The organism is Micromonospora sp. NPDC002717 (assembly GCF_040295705.1).
Classification (GTDB): Bacteria; Actinomycetota; Actinomycetes; order Mycobacteriales; family Micromonosporaceae; genus Micromonospora.
In genome coordinates, this window is the sequence record NZ_JBEOVW010000021.1 from 1 (window position 1) to 19,678 (window position 19,678).

The 19,678-nt window shown below is 70.5% G+C and carries 15 protein-coding genes and 1 pseudogene; 9 read left to right on the forward strand and 7 right to left on the reverse strand.

The features are described 5' to 3' along the window. Window positions 1-992 precede the first annotated feature (992 nt). Window positions 993-2,189 (forward strand): zinc ribbon domain-containing protein, encoded by a 1,197-nt coding sequence (locus tag ABT006_RS25750; RefSeq protein WP_350710393.1) that lies wholly within the window; start codon window positions 993-995, stop codon window positions 2,187-2,189. Between the two features lie 94 nt (window positions 2,190-2,283). Here the strand turns inward: ABT006_RS25750 and ABT006_RS25755 are convergent, their stop codons facing one another. Then, window positions 2,284-2,727, reverse strand: coding sequence for an OsmC family protein (locus tag ABT006_RS25755; RefSeq protein ID WP_350710395.1), 444 nt, complete (start codon window positions 2,725-2,727; stop codon window positions 2,284-2,286). A gap of 226 nt (window positions 2,728-2,953) precedes the next feature. Further along, window positions 2,954-3,313 (reverse strand): ArsR/SmtB family transcription factor, encoded by a 360-nt coding sequence (locus tag ABT006_RS25760; RefSeq protein ID WP_350710397.1) that lies wholly within the window; start codon window positions 3,311-3,313, stop codon window positions 2,954-2,956. Window positions 3,314-3,379: 66 nt separating this feature from the next. Between ABT006_RS25760 and ABT006_RS25765 the strand changes: the two genes are divergently transcribed. Then, a complete protein-coding gene (locus ABT006_RS25765) occupies window positions 3,380-4,486 on the forward strand; it encodes a cation diffusion facilitator family transporter (RefSeq protein WP_350710399.1) in 1,107 nt (368 codons plus the stop codon). A 284-nt stretch (window positions 4,487-4,770) separates the two neighbouring features. Here ABT006_RS25765 and ABT006_RS25770 read toward each other — a convergent pair whose 3' ends face one another. Beyond that, a complete protein-coding gene (locus tag ABT006_RS25770; RefSeq protein ID WP_350710401.1) occupies window positions 4,771-5,151 on the reverse strand; it encodes a YccF domain-containing protein in 381 nt (126 codons plus the stop codon). Between the two features lie 586 nt (window positions 5,152-5,737). Here ABT006_RS25770 and ABT006_RS25775 point away from each other — a divergent pair. Continuing rightward, entirely contained in the window at window positions 5,738-6,583 is an 846-nt protein-coding gene (locus ABT006_RS25775) for a GNAT family N-acetyltransferase (RefSeq protein WP_350710402.1), read from the forward strand. 9 nt (window positions 6,584-6,592) lie between these two features. Here ABT006_RS25775 and ABT006_RS25780 read toward each other — a convergent pair. After that, window positions 6,593-7,466 (reverse strand): IS5 family transposase gene (locus ABT006_RS25780; RefSeq protein ID WP_350710540.1). Its coding sequence is split into 2 segments (ribosomal slippage): window positions 6,593-6,925 and window positions 6,927-7,466, totalling 873 coding nucleotides; the frame shifts between segments, so codons are not numbered across the junction. Window positions 7,467-7,627: 161 nt separating this feature from the next. Here ABT006_RS25780 and ABT006_RS25785 point away from each other — a divergent pair. Then, window positions 7,628-8,101: a hypothetical protein gene (locus ABT006_RS25785; RefSeq protein ID WP_350710404.1), complete on the forward strand. Its 474-nt coding sequence runs from the start codon at window positions 7,628-7,630 to the stop codon at window positions 8,099-8,101. A 3-nt stretch (window positions 8,102-8,104) separates the two neighbouring features. Next, the gene (locus ABT006_RS25790) at window positions 8,105-10,993 is read left to right on the forward strand and encodes a M48 family metalloprotease (protein ID WP_350710406.1); all 2,889 of its coding nucleotides are present in this window, start codon (window positions 8,105-8,107) and stop codon (window positions 10,991-10,993) included. Between the two features lie 146 nt (window positions 10,994-11,139). On the opposite strand, the gene ABT006_RS25795 is transcribed toward ABT006_RS25790, so the two are convergent. After that, entirely contained in the window at window positions 11,140-12,312 is a 1,173-nt protein-coding gene (locus ABT006_RS25795; protein WP_502891021.1) for an FAD-dependent oxidoreductase, read from the reverse strand. Window positions 12,313-12,317: 5 nt separating this feature from the next. After that, a pseudogene (locus tag ABT006_RS25800) lies at window positions 12,318-12,434 on the reverse strand (ferredoxin); the annotation flags it as partial. Window positions 12,435-12,512: 78 nt separating this feature from the next. Here ABT006_RS25800 and soxR point away from each other — a divergent pair. The 3 genes from soxR to ABT006_RS25815 all read left to right on the forward strand — a co-directional run bounded on the left by soxR (window position 12,513) and on the right by ABT006_RS25815 (window position 15,022). Continuing rightward, window positions 12,513-13,001 carry a redox-sensitive transcriptional activator SoxR gene (gene soxR / locus ABT006_RS25805; RefSeq protein WP_350710409.1) on the forward strand — a complete coding sequence of 163 codons (489 nt, stop codon included), beginning with the start codon at window positions 12,513-12,515 and terminating at the stop codon, window positions 12,999-13,001. 244 nt (window positions 13,002-13,245) lie between these two features. Beyond that, entirely contained in the window at window positions 13,246-13,650 is a 405-nt protein-coding gene (sodN, locus tag ABT006_RS25810) for a superoxide dismutase, Ni (protein WP_350710411.1), read from the forward strand. A gap of 94 nt (window positions 13,651-13,744) precedes the next feature. Further along, window positions 13,745-15,022, forward strand: a complete 1,278-nt coding sequence (locus ABT006_RS25815) for a radical SAM protein (protein ID WP_350710412.1) — start codon at window positions 13,745-13,747, stop codon at window positions 15,020-15,022. A gap of 446 nt (window positions 15,023-15,468) precedes the next feature. On the opposite strand, the gene ABT006_RS25820 is transcribed toward ABT006_RS25815, so the two are convergent. Continuing rightward, on the reverse strand, window positions 15,469-18,369 hold the full coding sequence (locus tag ABT006_RS25820) for an AfsR/SARP family transcriptional regulator (RefSeq protein WP_350710414.1): 2,901 nt from the start codon (window positions 18,367-18,369) through the stop codon (window positions 15,469-15,471). A 179-nt stretch (window positions 18,370-18,548) separates the two neighbouring features. On the opposite strand from ABT006_RS25820, the gene ABT006_RS25825 reads away from it, so the two are divergent. After that, on the forward strand, window positions 18,549-19,481 hold the full coding sequence (locus ABT006_RS25825) for a hypothetical protein (protein ID WP_350710416.1): 933 nt from the start codon (window positions 18,549-18,551) through the stop codon (window positions 19,479-19,481). Window positions 19,482-19,678 lie beyond the last annotated feature (197 nt).

Below are 19,678 nucleotides of genomic sequence, written 5' to 3' on the forward strand. Positions count from 1 at the left end.
CTGAACGCCTTCCAGATCGCCTTCGAGGGCCGGCTCACCCCGGCCAACCACTGACCACCTCAACAACCAAGATCAGCCGTTAACTTGACACTCCCTCCGCGAATCGTCTGGGTGTTCACCCGGTGACGTTTCGTCTTTGGGCTGGGTCGGGGAGGGTTCCGGTGTCGTGGTTCGGCCGTGGGCGCCGGTTTTCTGCGATCGGTGTCGAGGTGGTAGGCCGGTGAGCGGGAAGCTGCCGCTGGCCGAAGGTGAGACGTCCCGCACGGCGTGCGCCCCCACCTTTGTGCGTGGGGGTGTGGACGAGAAGACCGGTGAGGTGCTGTCCCAGGTCGCGGTTGCGCAGCGTGTCGGCTGGTGTGCCGATCTGGTGGCGGGAATGGTGGGCGCTCTGATCAGCGAGCACTGGAATGCCGCGGATGTGGGAGTGTTGGCCTGCGGGGTGGACGCGGGTGGCCGGAGGTTGCCGTCGCATGCGTGGATGGCGCTGCGGCGGCTGGGCTGGACGGTCACCGTCCCGGAGGGTGTGATCGTCAACGACCGGGTCGTGCGGATGGCGCAGGAGCAGGCGGGGCGTGTTCTGCGTTCGGTGGGGTGGCGTGCCGGTGTGACCGCGGGGGTGTTGGCGACGTGGCCGGCCGATCCACGTCAGCGCACTCCCGCCGAGTGGGAGCAGGTTCGGGCGTCGATCCCTGGCGGGGAACATCTGCCGTCCAGCATCATCAAGTCCCGCACCCGGCAGGCCGCCACGTTCCTCAGGGCCACCGGTCACTTGCCGGTGGATGTGTTCGAGCTTGAAGGCGTCCCGAAGGTCCAGCGGATGCTGCTGCTGGCCGCGTGTGACCGGCAGCAGGCCACCATCGAACGCGGCGAGACCGACCCGGGCCGGGTGCTGCTGCGGTTGCAGTTACCCACCCGCCCGGATCCGCGCGTATCGGGACTGGACGTGGGTCGCCTGCCCGATCATCCTGCCGCCCACGGTTCCCGCCTCGGCGGTGCTGCACCTGCCCACCCTCCGCGTCACCGGCCGACAGGTGTGCGCCGATATGGCATACACCCATGCCGTGCCGAAGGCCCAGCCCGCTGGTCACACGGTGGCGCTCGGCGTGGACTGGGGCCTCAACACACTCCTCAGCGCGGGAGCCCTACGGCTACAGAAGGATGGGCGGATCACGGCGTTGGGGGCTGGTGGCCAGTTTCGGGCCGCCGGAGTCCTCGCCAAGCAGCACCGCCTCCGACGCCTGTCGGAGCGGCTGCACGCCAAGGACGACCAGTACCTGCGACTGATCGGCGGCCGCCCCGACGAGCACCTGGAAGCGAAACACGAGGCGCTGCGCGCCGAGATCCGGCACGTGTCCGACCGCCGCTCACACCTCAACAGCGCCCTCGCGTGGGCCGCCGCCCGCTGGACCGTCGACCAGGCGATCGCCGCCAAGGCGAGCGTCATCTATGTGGAAGACCTGCGGTCGATGGAAGCCAAGGGCATGGGCCGCACCCGCAACACGCGCCTGTCCCAACAGGTACGCGGAAAGATCACCGACCGCATCCGGCACCTTGCCGCCGAGACCGGTATCGCCGTGGTCACCGTCCCCGCCCGCAACACCTCCAAACACTGCCCGCAATGCCTGACCCCGCTGCAACACCGCAAAGCCCCCGACAAGCCCACCACGGTGGGATGGAAGTGGGCCATCTGCCCCAACACGGGCGGCTGCGGCTGGCAGGGCGACCGCGACAACGGCGCCTGGCGCCGCATCGCCGCCCGCGGCCTCACCCACCAAGCCACGACCGTCACCGACAAGGCCAGCGGGCAGATGGTGATCCGCGCGGTCGTGGACAAACTCGAAACCACAGCCGTCGTCACCCCCACCAAGACCAGCCGCCGGGACCGGTCGAAGACCGGCCCCACCCGGCACAAGCCACCACGCCCCGCGCCCAGGCGACGCAGGGCACCCTCCCCCACCCGGCCCCACAGCCAGGCGGGCAAGCGTCCGGAGGGACACGCACCAACGGACCGGAGGCTGCCCCGCGCAGCCCACCGACACCAGGGCGTGAACACGACCAGCACACCCACCACCGGCCACCGGCCACGAGGAGCCGCCCTGGGCGCAGGATTCCACCTCCACGCCCACGCCTCCCCACCACAGTGGGAAACGATCCCGGAAACCCAATCCGACACAGGATCGCTAAGCTGACCAGAGACGCTGCACATCGAGAAGCGCGAGCACTCCGCCCGCGGGATGATCGAACACCTCGCCGCCGGTAGACCCCGGATGACGCCCGGAGACCTCAGTCCCCGGTAGAACCGGCAGCCTCGACGATCGAGACGGGAGTGCCAAGTTCGACGGTACGGGAGACGGTGCAGAGCCGGTCGTGCGACTGCTGCAGCGACCGAGGCAGCGCCTCGCGCGCCCTGTCGCCGTCCGCGCCCACCGGGAACGTCACGGTGAACGCGACCGTGAGGTTCTCCATCCGGTTTCCCCCGGTCTCGTCCCGGATCTTGTCGCCAGTGACTTCGACGCAGAACTGAGTCGGTTCGGCGCGGCGGCTGGTGATGTGGTCCACATCTATCGCGGTGCAGCCGCCGATAGCCGCCAAGAGCAGTTCCACCGGCGTGAAGCTGCCGTCCTCGCCCGTGCCCATCGACATCGATCCGCCGCGGACATTCCGCACGACGTACTGCCCCACGCTGGTGCGCTCGATCTCCACCGAGCGGACGGTGTCCTCACCCATGGCAGGCACTCTATCCAGGCATCCTGGTCCCCGAGCCGCCGGGCCTGACCGGCGATGGTTCGCCGCGCGGGAAGGCGACTGGCCAGGTGCCGTCCGGCATCATCTCGGGGTGCACGTCCAAGGCGACCGCGCCCGCACCGCCAGGGAGACGGTCCGCGATTTCACCCCCGAGTGGTCCACCGCCCCCCGCTCCAAGCCCATCACGTAGTGCTCTGGCCCCGGGTGGTCAGTCGTGCTCGGGGATGCCGGCCACCCGGTGCGACGCGGCGTGCATAACCTCGGTTACGAGTCGACGCACATGACCTCCCCGGGCGCGGTACAACGCACGCCGGCCGTTGCGCCGCACCGTGACCAGTCCTGCCAGCCGCAACTTGCCCAGGTGCTGCGACACCGCCGGCCGCGCCACTCCCAGCGCCGTCACCAGCGCGGTCACGTCGTGCTCCCCGTCGACGAGCAGCCACATCAACCGCAGCCGTGTGCCGTCCGCGAGCATCCGCAACATCTCCGTTGCTGCCTCGACGTGGCTATCGGCAGGGAGGCGTTGTTGCAGGTCACTGGCACCTGCATCATTGTCGCGTGCGTACATGAGCACATATTATCGCCGCCGTCAGGGGTACCAACTCCCCTGCCGTAAGGGACGTTGGGAGACGCGGTGAACGACCACGATCACGGCCAGGGCCACGACCATCCGGGCGGTCACGAGCGCGGTCACGGCCAGGGCCACGACCACCCGCACGATCACGGCCATCACCACGGTGGCCGGTTCGCCGCCTGGTGGCACCGGCTGACCCACGCGGTCGTCCCCCACTCGCACGACTCCCGCGCGAAGACCGACCCGGCGTTGGAGTCCTCCCGCGAGGGACTACGCGCCCTGTGGATCTCGCTCGTCGGCCTTGGGATCACCGCCGTCGCTCAAGCGGTCATCGTCGTGCTCTCCGGCTCGGTCGCTCTGCTCGGCGACACCCTGCACAACGTCGCCGACGCCCTCACCGCCGTACCCCTCGCGGTCGCCTTCCTACTCGGCAGGCGCGCCGCCACCCGCGCCTACACCTACGGCTACGGCCGGGCCGAAGACATCGCCGGCATCATCATCGTCGCGGTCATCGCTGCCTCCGCCGTCGCCGCCGCCTGGACCGCCATCACCCGACTGCTGCACCCGGCCGAGGTGACCCACCTGCCCTGGGTGGCCGCCGCCGGCCTCGTCGGCTTCATCGGCAACGAGGTGGTCGCCCGCTACCGCATCCGCGTCGGCCGCCGGATCGGCTCCGCCGCCCTGGTTGCCGACGGCCTGCACGCCCGCACCGACGGCTACACCTCCCTCGCCGTACTCGCCGCCGCCGGCGGGGCCGCCCTCGGCTGGCGCTGGGCCGACCCGGTCGTCGGTCTCGCCATCGCTGTCGCCATCACCTTCGTCCTCAAGGACGCCGCCCGCGAGGTCTACCGACGCCTCATGGACGCCGTCGACCCTGAGCTGGTCGACCAGGCCGAAACCACACTGCGCGGCGTCGACGGCGTCCGTGACGTCACCACCGTCCGGCTCCGCTGGATCGGCCACCGCCTCCACGCCGAAGCCGAACTCGTCGTGGACACCCACCTCAGCCTCGTCGCTGCCCACGAGATCGCCGCCGACGCCGAACACCAACTCACCCACGCCGTACCCCGACTCACCAGCGCCACCGTCCACACCGATCCCCACTGCCACCCCGGCGCCCACCACCACACCGACCTGTCACACAAACGCCGGCAGATGCTCCGCTGACGACCCGAGCGGGTGACGGCGACCGCACCGCCTGCGACGAACGTGAGGTCAAGCGGCCGTGACCGCGGTCAGTACCTCGAACAGAACCGACCCCGCATCCTCCTGCGCGTGACGCCGCGGCTTGGCCACCTGGAACGCGACCCGCTGCCGCTGGCAGCGGCGGCGTGTCGTGGGTGCAGGTTGGCGGCGTCCGGCTCGAATGGCTCCCCCCGTGACCGCTCGAGCCGGGCCCGGCCCTTGCCCTGCCAGGTCCCGGCCATCGCTGTAGATCAGAGGCGCCGCTTCTATGGTGCGTCGACAACCTCGCGGCCAAGGGGCCAGAACGCGGCCGGGACGAGCTTGAAGTTGGCGACACCGAACGGGATGCCGATGATCGTGAGGCAGAGCGCAATGCCAGCGATGATGTGGGACAGGGCCAGCCACCATCCGGCGAGCACCACCCACAAGACGTTGGCCAGCCCGGAAGCAATCCCGGCGCCGGGCTTGGGCACCACGGTGCGGCCGAAGGGCCACAGGGAATAGACGGCCAGACGCAGAGAAGCGACGCCGAACGGGATCGTGATGACCAGCACGAAGCAGATCAGCGCGGCGATACCGTAGCCGACGGCGAGCACGAGGCCACCGCCGAAGACAAGCCACAGCACGTTGAGCACGAACCGGATCATGTCTCTCAGCATGACCACCGCCCGCCACTCCGGGTGGCACCTGGCGGCAGCGGCCGTCGCACCGCGATCCGAGCCGCAGTCTTTCGGTGAGTCGTGCGGGCTCGGGAGGATGCTCAGTCACGCCACCTCCCGCGCCTCGGCGCTCCCGCCGCCTCCGGTGCCGACGGGCTGGTTGGGGCGGGGACATGTCCACGGACCCCGGCGGCGCGTCCGGGACGTCGGCGTCGGGCGGGCTGTGGGCACGAGGTGACCTGGTCGAGCGGGACCCGCTGGCGGTACGGGAAGAACTGCCCGCGCAGCGGGTGTCCGTCGGCGTTGGCCCGCCGCCACCATCGTCGTACGCGTTGTGGCAATCTGTCCCGACGGCGGAGCTCCTGGTTTCGGGGCGTTTCGGAGTGACAACCCTCTCTACCGGGCCTCCGCTGCCTCACGCTCCTCGACACGCCTTGACAAGCCACCAACCGACTCAACTGAACGGCGTTGGTGCTAGGGCGTTTATCGGATGTGCTGGTCGCCGGCGCGACACCGCCGACGGACGGCTCAAAGTCGCAGGCGATCTTCGCCCAGTCATGCTGAGATCAATTGTATGGATGATCATTTCCTCAATGAAGTCGACTTGCTGGACAGGATGGAACGGAACCTGGCAGAACATGCCTGTCACCTGCACCGGAGCATGACTGGTGCGACCGTCACAGAGGCTGATGACCTCCTGGTCGCCGACAGCGGCCTGGACGACGACACTTTCAATATCGTTGCCTTGGCCCGCTTCACCGTCACCGACGCTGCTGCACGTATCACCGAGACCGCTCGGACGCTGGCCCGCACCGGCCGCCGCTTCTCCTGGTGGGTGGGGCCTGCCTCGACACCACCGGACCTCACCACCCGCCTGACAGCGGCCGGCCTGCCGGCGTCCGAACGCGAGACGGCGATGTGGGCCGAGCTGGACAACACCCTGCCACCTCCCGCCGTCCAAGGACTGGACATCCAGAGGGTGGCCACGCCCGAACAGCTTGCCGATTACGCCACGGTTCTCGCCGCGAACTGGGACCCGCCTGCTGACACCGTCCGCCGCTTCTTCGACCAGGCTGCCCCGCAGGCACTGGCCACGCACTGCCCGGCCCGGTATCTGGTCGGCTACGTGGAGAGCCGTCCGGTCTGCTCCGCTGAAGTGTTTCATCACGCGGGAGTCGCCGGTGTCTACAACATCTCCACCCTGGCCGCCCACCGCCGACGGGGCTACGGCGGTGCCATCACGCTCGCGGCACTCCGCGCGGTCCGCGACCGAGATCACCGCATCGCGGTCTTGCAGGCGTCAGCCGACGGCGAGCCCGTCTACCGCCGCCTGGGGTTCCGCTCCTGTGGCCAGTTCACCGAACACACCATCAACCCTGAACCACCTCAACTCCACTGGCCCTCCGCCCGCCTTTCCTGACGGTGCTGGTCACCGCCACTCGTTGATGGCCGCTACGAGGACACTGGCCTCGTAGCGGACCGCGAGCTTGTCGTATCGCGTGGCGACAGCGCGGTGCCTCTTGAGGCGGTTGATCCCGCACTCGACCGTGTGGCGCTCGCGGTAGTCGGCCGGGTCGAAGTGCGGCGGCCGGCCGCCGCGGGAGCCGAGCTTCTGGCGGTTGCGTGCCTGGTCGGCCTTGTCGGGGATAGTGCAGCGGATCCCGCGGCGGCGCAGGTAGGCGCGGTTCTTGCGGGAGGCGTATGCCTTGTCGGCCCGCACCCGATCGGGGCGGACGCGTGGCCGGCCCCGCCCGATGCGGGGGGACACGGACCTTCTCCAGCACGGGTTCGAACTGCGGCGAGTCTTCACGCTGCCCGGCCGTCACCACGATCGACATGGGCTTCTGCCCCTGCTCGACGGCCAGGTGCAGCTTGGTGGTGAAGCCGCCGCGCGACCTACCCAGCCCATGATCATGGGGCTCGGCGACGATGCCGCCCGGTGGGTCCTTCTGCAGGTCGCCCTGCTTGCGGGCCCCGGCAGCATGTTGGTGCGCGCGGCAGACCGTGGAGTCGACGCTCAGGTCCCACGTGTTCGCACCCTTCGCATCGGCCAGGGAATGGAGTCGGGTGAGGATCAGGTGCCAGGTGCCGTTCCGCTGCCATCGGCGGAGCAGGTCGTAGGCCCGCCACGGCCCGTACTCGACAGGTACATCCCGCCACCGAACACCGGTACGAACCCGGAACCGTATGCCGTCGATCAACTGCCGCCGAGGCCAGACAGGCGGCCGCCCCGCCCTTGCACCCTTCGGCAACAACGGCTCCAACACCGCCCACTGTTCGCCCGTGAGATCTCCCCGACCCATGAACCGTGATCGTTCACAGTCCAAGATCCACTTTCGATACACGGCCTAGACCTGGCGCTGCGGTTGAACACCTTAAAGCTCATTTAGTCGCACCGATGACTGGCATGTGCTTGTTTCTGATGTGACAGTGGCTTCCTGCGCTTTGTCCCCGGGAGGCTGCGATGGATTCGGCGGTGCACGGCACGGTGGCGGGGGTGGTGCGCGACGTGGTCGCTGTCCACGCGCCGGAGGAGCTGGTGGTGGTGGAGGGTCTGGCGACGCTGGGCGGCCGGGCGGTCGCGCGCCGGTTGCGGGGTTCCGGAGCGCGTCGCGAGGCGCTGGGGTTCGGCCTGGCCGACGTCGCGGTGCTGGTGACCCCGGTGGTCTGGCTGGTGCTGAACGAGGTGGCGCAGCGTGCGGCCGGCGCGGCCGTCAACCGGGCGGAGCGGGGGTTCGGTGCGCTCTGGCGGCGAGTGTTCCAGCGGGGCACCGGCCAGGTCGTGGTGCCTCCGTTGTCCAAGGAGCAGCTGGGTGAGGTTCGGCGGCGGGTGTTGGAGGTTGCCGCCGAGCGGGGCCTGACCGAGGCGAAGGCGGTCGCGGTGGCCGACGCCGTGGTGGCCCGGCTGGCCCTCGATCAGAGCGCTGCGGAGGGGTAGGTCGTGCCTGGTGCCGGACGGCAGCTCGCCGCCACGACGCTGCGTTTCGTGTTGTTGTTGACGCTGCTGCTGGTCGCCAGCGTGTGGATGACTCAGTTCACGCTGGCGAATCTCGGGTTGCTCCGGCCGGCCGCCGTCACCTGCGCCGGCATGGTCCCGACAGATGACCGGCGGGTCACCTGGGACCCGACGGACTGCGTTGAGTTGCAGGCCGTCACACCGCCGTGGTGGGTGATCCCGGCGGCCTCCCTGCTGTTGCTCGGTGCCGCCGCGGTGTTGTTCGCGGTTCTGCCCCGGTGGAAGGCCCGGCGCGGGCGGGTGCTGCCGCTGGCCGCCGTCGACCGGGAAGGGCAGGTCGGCCGGATGGTCGCGGAACTGGTGGTGCAGACCGGGCTGCGGCGGGTGCCGACGGTGCTGGTCGACCCCACCGCGTTGTCGTCCAGCGCGGTGGTGTTCGGCCGGACCGGACGCCCCAGACTCTGTCTGCACGGTGGGCTACTGGCCCGGATGCGCACCGACCCGCATGCCGTCCGCGCGGTGCTACTGCACGAGCTGGGGCACATCGACAACCGGGACGTGACGCTGACCTACGCGACGGTCGCGCTGTGGCGGTCCTTCGTCGTGGTGGCGCTCGTGCCGTTCGTGGCCACGCACCTGCACCTGATCGTCAGGTTTCCCTTCACCCCCGGTGCGGTGCCTACGCATCGCAACCTGCTGGCGGCGGCCCTGCTGGTGGCGCTGGTCTACCTGTCGCGTTCGGACCTGCTCCGGACCCGGGAGTTCCACGCCGATCTGGCGGCGGCGCGGTGGGGCGCGGATCTGCGCGGCTGGCCGGCCCCGTCGCCGGCGCGGGCCGGCCGGGGCCGGCGCCTGCTGGCCGGTTTCGGTGAGCTGTGGCGGATCCATCCCGACTGGGAGTCCCGCCGGCGGGTGCTGGCCGACCCCGGCGTGTTGTCCCGCATCCCGGCACTGGCGATGTTCCTCACCGGTGCCGCCCTGATCCTGGTCGATGCTCAACTGTTCTGGATTGACCCGTCGGCGGTCGCCTCGGCGGCCGGCTCGACGGTCGCTCCGGCGGTCGCCTCGGTGGCCGCGGTGGCGCTGCTGGCCACCGGCGTGATCTCCAGTCTGGTCTGGCAGGCGGTGGTGCCGGCTTGGCGGGCGGGTCGCGGTGGCCCCCGGGGCCTGCGGGCCGGGTTGTGGCTGGGGCTGGGCATGCTGCTGACCGAGTTCGTGTCCGGCCGGGTCGCGATCTGGGAGTGGCTGCCCCAGCAGCCCTTGCTGCTGGTCCTGCTGGTCGTCGCCGGCGTCGCGGTGACCTGGTGGATCACACAGTGCTGTTACCTGTGGGTGTCGGCATGGCCGGGACGTTCCCTCCGCCCGGTGCGGTGGATCGTGTTCGTCACCGGCTTCGTCGCGATCGTGGGCTGGATGACGTGGTGGCGCGGCCCGGGTATCTGGTTGGCGCACGGCGTGCCCATACCGCGGAGCAACATCGCGCTGCTCCTCGCGCCGGGTGGTCTCGAACCCGGGCAGTTGCTGCCGTACGAGGCGGTGCTGCCGGCCTATGTCGTGCTCTTCTGGTTGACGTCCATGATGGTGCTGGAGGCCGTGCCGCTCAGCCAGATCGCGGTCGCTGTTTCATGGGCCATTCCGCTCGCCGCCTGGCTGGTCCGGCCCCGCCCGGCGCCGGGTCCAGGTCTGGCTCCGGTGCCGGGGCCGGGTGCGGAGGTCCTCGTCGCGCCGGCTCCGGCCATGCCGCCGCGGCCGGTGCCGCTGCCCCGATTCCGGCGGCTGGTGCTGCCCGCCCTCGCCGGTACTGTGCTGTGCTGGGCCGCGGTCGCGACGACGATGGCGGTCATGCACCTCGCCCTGCCGGTGATCGGGACCCGGGCCCAGATCTTCGTCACCGTCTATCAGGGCTGGGTCACGTTCGCCCTGCTGGGCGCGGCGGCGCTGAGCGCCTTCGTCGCCAGCATGCTCGCCGGCCGCTACCAACTCGTCGCGGCGGTCATCGCAGGCCAGCTGACCGTGCTCGGTGGTTCGGTGGGCGTGCTCGCGCTCGTCGCCGTCGACGGCTGCGTGGGGCCGTTGACGCTGTTCCACACCTCCTGCGGCTGGCAGCCAGGGCAGGCGTGGACGGCGTGGCGTGGGCTGCTCGACGAGATTCTGGTGTTGGCGCTGATCGCGGCCATCCCGGCCGCCGGGCTCGTCGCCGGCGCGCGGGCCGTCACCGCCCGGTGGCGGCGGGACCGGCCGGCGGCCGTCGGCGTGCCGGGGCGGCCGCGAATGGTGGTGCGGCGTGCGTTCGTCACGGTGGTCGTCTCGATGGCAATGACGCTGATGATCGCGCTCGAGGCGGCCGCACCGGCCGGGGAGGGCACCGCTGCCCGACCCGGACCGAGCAGCAGCACCCCGCCGACCGGCGGTGCCGCGCCCACGGCCGGTCCGACCGGTTCCCCGGGTTCGCCGCGGTTGAAGGCCGTCGAGGTGGCGGCCTGGATCAGCCGGGGTGGCGGCAGTCTGACGACCCGGTTCTTCGACGTGTACGGCAAGTTCGCCGTCGCCATCAGCGACCTGAAAGCGCGGAAGCCGGGCGCGAACGGCAAAGTCGAGGTGGACGAGGCCCGGATCCGGCCGCTGTGCGCGAGCATCGAGACGATCGCCCAGGAGGCCGCTCGCTACGCAGCCGTGCCCGACGCGCAGGCGCAGACGAGCTGGCAGTCCTTCGTCGAGCACGCCGCGCGGGCGGGCCGCGACTGCTCGCGCTCCTTCGAAACCGGGGACAGTCAGCCCTTCGTCACCTCGATCGCCGACCTGCAGCTCGCGTACACGCACCTGGCAGCGGTCGGCCAGCGGTTCACGGACATCCGCAAGGCCGGCGGGGGCTGACGGGCGCTGTGGCCTTCCTCGGTGTCACGTCGTTCGGTGTCGGGGTCGTCACGGCACCCTCCTCACCATGCACAACGCGCGGTGCGTCTGGCCGGAAACACCGTTAGATCCACAGACCGGCGCCGATGACGGCGACCCGTGCGGGATCACGCATGGTCGGTTCCTCGCTCGCGTACGTGATCCTGCAAGAGCGTTCTTGCGGTTTGGAAGGTGTCGGCGCGTGTGGCGCCGACGAGGCCGATGCAGCCGCGTTTGGCCCAGCCCGTGACGTAGAGTCCCGGCTCGCCGAGCACCGCCCCGGCGCGATGCGGAACAGTGCGGGTACCGGGGTCGAAGGGCACACCTGCCAGGGGTGAAACGGCGTAGCCGATGGCGCGGTAGACGGCCTGGACCTTGTGGTCCTCGTAGTCACCGGAACCGGTGATGTGCCCGTAGCCGTCGGGCACGGCGCGTTCGGTGCGCAGCCCTTGCACCCGGTCGACGCCGAGAACGGCTGCGGGGATCCGGTAGAAGTGCAGGTGGACGCGCCGTGACGCGGTCCGTGCGGCAGCGGGGATCCGCGACCAGGCTCGCAGGATGTCGACGACCTTCCGGGTGGGCGCGAATTGCCGGGTCATGCGCTCCATGTGCAGATCGGGGGCCAGGTCGGCAGGGTCAACGATGACATCGACGTCGTCCTGGTCACCGAGCTCGCCCAGCTCCGTAGGGCTGAAGCGGGTGTCGGCCGGGCCGCGGCGCGCGAACAGATGGATGTCGCGGACCGGGCTGGCGGCGAACTCGTTCAACACGTGCAACGGGATGCCGGTGCCGGCGAGGGCGTACGCGGGCTTGCTCAGCATCCGGATCACGTCGAGGGCGACGTTGCCGGCGCCGATCACGGCGACGGACTCCGCGCGCAGCGTCCACGCCGGCGACGCGTCGGGGTGGCCGCTGTACCAGGCGACGAAGTCTGCCGCCCCGAAGGAGCCGGGCAGATTGAGGCCGGGCAACTCGACGGGGACGTCGCGCCGGGCGCCGGTGGCGATGACGACCGCGTCGTAGCGGTTGCGCAGGTCGCGCACCGTGACGTCGGTGCCGATCTCGACACCGCAGAAGAGCCGGGCGCCGCTGCCGGCGAGCACGGCACGAAGCTCGCCGGTGAGCTTCGTGACCCGGGCGGGATGGTCCGGGGCGATGCCGTGCCGGACCAGGCCATACGGGGCGGGCAGCCGCTCGAATATGTCGATCCGCGTCCCGGGTGCGAGTTCGCTCAAGGCACCGGCGGCGTGGACACCGGCCGGGCCGGCGCCGACGATCGCCACGGACAACTCGATCGTCACTCCGTCTCCTGCGGTGGCAGCGCGGCCATCCGATCGCCCTCGTAGATGCAGTCGACGGGGCATTCGTCGACGCACGCCTTGTCCTTCAGATCCACGCAGGGCAACGCGATCACGTAAGTCACGGGTGAACGCTAAAACCTCAACCGCACTTCACCTCAACCGCTTGAACTCAACCAGGGTTCACGTTTTACGGTCTCCGGGTGCCACCAGAGCAGCCTGCGGGCCCGGATGATCTGCTCACCGTCGGCGAGGTCACTGCTCGTACCGGGCTGCCCGCCTCCGCACTACGGTTCTACGAGGACAAAGGGCTGATCGCCGCCGAGCGCAGCCCTGGCAATCAGCGCCTCTACCGGCGCCATATGCTGCGCCGCATCTCTCTTGTCCTCGCCGCCAAGCGGCTCGGCGTCTCGCTCGCCGACGTCGCTGCGATCCTCGCCACGCTGCCGGCCGGCCAACCGCCAAGCCAGCACGACTGGCACCGCGTGTCGCGTATGTGGAAAGGCGAGCTGGAAGCCCGGCGGCGCTACATCGGGAACCTCGAGCGCCAGCTCACGGGCTGCATCGGATGCGGCTGCCTCTCCATGCGGTCGTGTGGGACGCGCAATCCCGGGGATCGGCTTCGCTATCAGGGCCAGGGACCGGTACGCCTCGACGAGAGGTGTGAGCAGGACAGCTCGGGCTTGACCTGAAGTCGGGTTGAATGTCTAGCGTCGTTGTTGTGGATCAACGAATCGGCGTCGCGGAGCTGATGCAGGGTGCCTTCCGCCGCTGTCCGACGGGGGTGACGGTCATCAGCGCGGCCGGACCGGACGGTCCGGCGCCGCGACGCTCGTCACGGCTGCTGTGCTCGAGGTGTTCCTCGGGCCATGACGGTCCGCTCGTCCATCACGCCAGGGATTTCGTCACTACACCGTTGTTGCCGAGAGGAATTCGATGAGGCTGTCATCTCTGCTGCGCCCGCGGACCATCGCGAGCGCCCACTGCGACCTGCCCTGTGGGGTCTACGACCCGGCCCAGGCCCGCATCGAGGCCGAGTCGATCCTCGCGATCAGCAAGAAGTACCAGGACAACACCGACCCGGAGTTCCGCGCCCGTTCGCTGATCATCAAGGAGCAGCGCGCCGAACTGGTCAAGCACCACCTCTGGGTGCTGTGGACCGACTACTTCAAGGCGTCACACTTCGAGAAGTACCCGCAGTTGCACGGCCTGTTCAACGAGGCCACCAAGCTGGCCGGTGCCAGCGGCACGAAGGGCTCCGCCGACCCGGCCGTCGCCGAGCAACTCCTCGCCAAGATCGAGGAGATCGCGAACATCTTCTGGGAGACCAAGCAGAGCTGACACGTGGGTGATCGGGTGGCGCCCTGCCACCCGGTCCCGCGAAACCCGTTGAGGAGGGTGTATGCCGTCTCGCACTGATCTCGTCGAGAATGTGATGAGCCGTTTCCCACAGGTACCGCACGAGGCGGTCATCAAGGAGGACCTGCTGCGCGGCGGGCTCGCCTTCGACGACTCGGCGCTGACGGACAACGAAACCGGCGACGTCAAACCAAAGTCGTACTTCATCTTCTCCTTCGACCACCGGACCCTGCCGGAGCTGGGCACGGCGGCGCTGCGCCGGCCACCGGAGGAAATCGTGCTGACCGGCGGGCCGTACGGGCTGCGGCGGACGATCGTGTCGGTCCGCACCAATCCTGCCTCGCCGTACCGCGTCAGGACCGGCGACGACGGACGGACGCGACTGTTCCTGGACGGCAAGCCGATCGCCGACGTCGGGCTGCCGCCAATGCCGGCGTACTACCAGCAACCGCTGGCCAACGGGAAATCGGTGATGGAGGTGGCCCCGACGATCCAGTGGGGCTACCTCATCTACCTGACCGTCTTCCGGGTCTGCCAGTACTTTGGCGCCAAGGAGGAGTGCCAGTACTGCGACATCAACCACAACTGGCGGCAGCACAAGGCGGCCGGCCGCCCGTACACCGGGGTCAAACCCGTCGACGAGGTCCTCGAGGCCCTGGAGATCATCGACAAGTACGACACCGAGCGTGCGTCCCAGGCGTACACGCTTACCGGCGGCAGTATCACTTCCAAGGTCGACGGGCGCACGGAGGCCGACTTCTACGGCCGGTACGCCCAGGCGATCGAGGAACGGTTCCCGGGGCGCTGGCTCGGCAAGGTGGTCGCGCAGGCCCTGCCCCGCACCGACGTGCAGCGGTTCAAGAACTATGGCATTCAGATCTACCACCCCAACTACGAGGTGTGGGACAAGCGCCTATTCGAGCTCTACTGCCCCGGCAAGGAGCGCTACGTCGGCCGCGAGGAGTGGCACCGCCGCATCCTCGACTCGGCCGAGATCTTCGGGCCGCGCAACGTGATTCCGAACTTCGTGGCCGGCGTCGAGATGGCCGCCCCGCACGGCTTCACGACCGTGGACGAGGCCATCGCGTCCACCGCCGTGGGCCTCCAGTACTTCATGTCGCGCGGCATCACCCCGCGCTTCACCACCTGGTGCCCCGAGCCGACCACGCCGCTCGGCCGCATCAACCCCGAGGGGGCGCCGCTGGAGTACCACGTCCGGCTGCTGGAGGTCTACCGCGCGACCATGGAAGGCAACGGCCTCTCCAGCCCGCCCGGATACGGGCCGGCCGGACCCGGCCACGCCGTGTTCTCCGTCAGCTCCTTCATGGACAGCCTCCCAACTGGGCGTTCGTGATGACAGAATCCCTGTCGCCTTGAACGGCCAGGAGCCGGCACTCTTGCAGGCCTTTGTCGCGCGCCGGAGTCCGCGTTGTCCCGTGTTGAGCCTGCCGCACCCGCCTCCGATGCCGGGCCTCCACCCTGCGCGTCCGGGCCCGGTACTGGCGCCACCGTCGTAACCGCGCTGGCCCGGCTTCGGCGCGCGGCGGGCGACGGCACGGCGGCGGGCCTTGGTGTCGGCCAGGTGCATGCGATGCTCGGCGCGGATCGCCCGCCCCGACACCAACAGCCCCTCCCGCCGGGCCCGGCCACGGCGTACGGGTGGATGATGCCCACGTCCACACCCACCGCAGAGTTCGCCAAATGCACCACCTTCGGATCAAGCCCGGCATCTCGAACGATCCGCAGTGCCTCCCGGAACGTTGGCAGCTGCCGCGCGATGCTCGGGCATCCAGGCACGACTCAGGCAGTGCCGTCCCTGTCCGCGAAGGCGATGCCGGCCAGCTTGCCACGGGGTCGCTCGGCGTCGGGGAGGTCCAGTTCGTCGAAGATCGCCGCCGCGTCGCGCCACGCGGTGCGGGCCGCGGCCAGGTCACCGGCCGCCTGATGGGTGTCGCCGAGCTTGTCCAGCACATCGGCTTCGTCGTACCGGTCGCCGAGTTCCCGGTGCAGGCGCAGCGCGCGGTGGTAACAGTCGAGCGCCCGCAGGTGCTCGCCCCGCCCGTGCTGGGCGAAACCCAGGCTGTCCCAGATCATGGCAGCGCCGCGTCGGTCGTCGGTTCGCTCATTGAGCCGCAGGGCCTCCCGGAGGTGCGGCAGCGCCGCCTCGTGGTCACCCCGCTGGGCGTACGACCAGCCGAGATTGTTCAACGCCTTCGCCTGGCCGGGCAGATGCCCGGCACTGCGGTACAGGTCGAGTGCCTGCCGGGTCGGGTCGAGCGCGGCGTCGTGCCGGCCCTGGCGGGCCAGCACCCAACTGATGCCCAGGTGAGCGTGCGCCTGACCCGCGTCGTCGCCCAGCCGCCGGTACAACGCCAACGTGTCCCGGTAGTGACGGTGGGCGTCGGAGTGCCGCTCCAACCAGGTGTAGGCGATGGCGAGGCCGTGATGTGCCTGGGCCTGCCCGAACAGGTCGGCCGCGCGCCGTGCCGCCGCCAGCGCCGTCTGCTGGACCGCGCTCAGGTCGTCCCAGTGCCCACGCCGGTCGAGATACGTGGTGAGTACCGTCGCCAGGGACCAGACGTGGGTGTCGAAGCCCTCGGCGGCGGCCTGCGCCACGGTGGCCAGCAGCACCTGGTGCTCTCCGGTGAACCAGTCGACCGCCCAGATGTGGTCCGACCCGGTCGACACGGTCACCCCGGCCCGCGCCGGCGGCAGGGTCACCGGGCAGGCCAGGCGGTAGGGATAGAACAGCTCGTCGGCGGCGTGGGTGGTGTGCAGATAGTGGTCGAACAGGCGGTGCCGGGCGGCCTCCCGGTCCGCCGTCGAGTCGACCTCGTCGCACAGTTGTGCGGCGTAGGCGCGCAGCAGGTCGTGCATGGCGTACCGGCCCGGGGAACGCTCGGTGAGCAGGTTCGCCCGGGTCAGCCCTGCCAGCAGCGGACGGACCTGGGACAACGACACCCCCGCCAGGCTCGCCGCCGCAGGCTGCCCGACGTCGGGCCCGGGGTGCAGGCCCAGCCGCCGGAACAGCCGCGCGGACCCGGCGTCCAACGCCTGATACGACCAGGAGAAAACGACCCGTACGTCGGTGGCCGGATCACCGGCGTCGAACGCCGACAGGTCACCCGCGCGGGTCGCGGCGAGTTCGGCGGCGAGCGTGCCCAGCGGAAGGTCGGGGGCGGTGGCGGCCCGGGCCGCCACGATCGCCAACGCCAGCGGCAGTCGGGCGCACCGCCCGACGATCGCCTCGACCGCCGCCGGCTCCGCCTGACAGCGGCCCCGGCCGAGTCGGCGTTCCAGCAGCGCCCGCGCCTCGTCCGGGGCGAGCAGGTCCAGCGACACCGGGTGGGCGCCGTCGGTGACGGTCAGCCCCGTCAACTGGTTACGGCTGGTCACCACCACCAGGCAGCCCGACGTACCGGGTAGCAGGGGTCGTACCTGGTCGGCGTCCCGGGCGTTGTCCAGCAGCACCAGCATCCGTCTGCCGGCTACCGTCGTCCGGAACAGGGCCGCCTGCTGGGTGGGGTCGCTGGGCATGCGCTGCGGGGACACGTGCAGCGCCTCCAGGAAACCCCGGAGCGCCTCGCCTGGCGACACGGCTCGTCCGGCGAGGTCGAAACCACGCAGGTTGACGTACAACTGCCCGTCCGGGAAGCGGTGCGCGACCCGGTGCGCCCAGTGCACGGCCGTCGTGGTCTTCCCGACCCCGGCGGTACCGCTGATGGTGCAGATGATCACCGTCCGGTTCGTACCGGCGTCGGTCGGGGTGTCGGCGTCTTCCGGCAGCAGGGCGTCCAGTTCCCGCAGGGCCCCCGCCCGGCCGGTGAACCCGGCCAGGTCCGCCGGGAGTTGAGCCGGGGCGGGTGTGGACCCGGCGGGCGGGCCGGCCGAGCGGCCCCCGGGCTCAGCCGGCTCCCCAGCCGGCACGCCGCCTCCGCGCGCCGGCTCCGGCCCGGTCACCTCCTGGCGCAGCACCCGCAGGTACGTCTCCGCCAGTTCGGCGGCCGGTTCCACGCCCAGGTCCTCCACCAGCCGACGCCGCGTGTCGGCGTACACCCGCAGTGCATCCGCCTGGCACCCGGATCCGGCGAGCGCGACGAGGTAGTGCGCGACCAGCCGCTCCCGCAACGGATGGGCGTCGACGAGCGGACGCAGGGTGCGTGCGACGGTCTCGTGCCCGCCGAGCGCCAACTCCACCGCGGCCAGCTGCTCCTGGGCGAGCAGCCGCTGCTCGTCCAGGCCCGCGGCGGCGGCCTCGACGAACGCTCCCGCCGCCCCGGCCAACGCCGGCCCGCGCCACAGGGCCAGCCCGGCGCGCAGCAGCCGCGCTGCCTCCGCCAGTTGTCCGGCCGCCTCCGCAGCCCGGGCCTGTCGCAGCAGGACGGTGAACTCGGCCAGATCCAGTGCGCCGTCGTCGACGAGCAACCGGTAGCCGCCGCTGTGTGTGACGAGTGCCCCGGAAAGGTCGGCGGCACGCAACGCGGCCCGGATCCGGGACACGCACACCTGGACCTGGGTCCGCGCGCTCACCGGCGGGTCGGCGGCCCACAGCGCCTCGATCAGCTGCCCTGGCGAGACCAGCCGGCCGGCGTTGAGCATCAGCAGCGCCAGGAGCGCGCGGTGCTGCGGCCGGTCGATGGGCAGGGCCCGCCCCGCGACGGAGACCTCCACCGGGCCGAGGACGCACCACCTCATTGTCATCCCTGCTCCTGTGACCGGACGATCACCATCCTATGTGGTCGATGTGGTGGCAAGCCGTCGGCTAGCCGACGGCAAGCGTGGTCTCCGACGCTCATGTCAGCCGCCGACAAACGTCCGGCGGAGCTGACCGGCGTGCCGTGCACACCGGTCGGCGCTTCGAAACGACAGGAGGTCATCAGATGCGAATCCGCACCAGTACCGGTCCCGTTACCGCAGCCGTCGTGCTGGCCGCGTCGCTGGCGGGTGCCGGCTGGGCGGCCCCGGCCCTCGCCGAGTTCGATCCGATCCCGGCGAAACCCGTCGTGACCGGGGTCGAGAAGGTTGCCGTGACGACGACCTTCGGCAGCTCGGACCGAACCCGTACGGTGCCCTGCCCGGCCGGCAAGGTCGCCCTCGGTGGGGGTGGCTACCTGACCAGCCCCTCGGACGCGGCCGGACGGGTGGCGATGGACAGGTCCGCGCCGTCCACCGACGGTACGAGCTGGACGGTGTCGATGCGTGAGGTCGGCGCGGTCAAGTACACCGGAGACTGGCGCTTCACCTACTTCGCCTTCTGCGCCGACCGGCCGTCCGGCTATCAGGTGGTGTCGGAGGTCAAGGCCGGATGGAACGACCACCACCGGTTGTCCAAGACCGCGGCCTGCCCGGGCACCACGAAGGTCCTCGGCTCGGGCGCAGAGGTGTACAACTCGAACAGCGCCTTCGTCCTCGACCGGGTTTCCCTCGGCGACGCCCTGTGGCCGAACGGGGGAACCAACTACACCTGGGCCGTCGCCCGGACGGTGGACCAGGGCACGGTGGCGCACGGCACGGAAGCCCTCCGGACGTTCGCCATCTGCGCCAACGAGCCCGCCGGCTACGAGGTGGTACGTGCGGCGTCGGAGATCACGAGCGGTTCGCTCAGGAACGTCGCCGGCTCCTGCACCCTCGGCAAGCTGCTCAGCGTGGGCGCCGGCATCGAGGTCTCCAGCATCCACGAGGACGACCGGACGCAGACCCTGCTCACCGGGCTGAACGGCACGGCTGGCACGGCGAACGCCTGGGCCCACGAGGACGCCGACGGATACGCCGAGACGTGGGGGCTCTCGCTGGCCCTGGTCTGCGCGAGCTGACCCGCCGCGGTGGGTGTCGCCGGGATCACCGCGACACCCACCGCGGGTTCCGGTCACCGACCGGAGGCGGGGCTACGGCGAAGACCCTGGACGCTGCCGCGTTGTCGGATCGGTGGACACGCCGAGCCTTGTCAGAGCACACCAGCGGCAGGGGCTTTGGCCGTAGACCGTGGACGGCCCCGGTCGGAGCCTGGAGA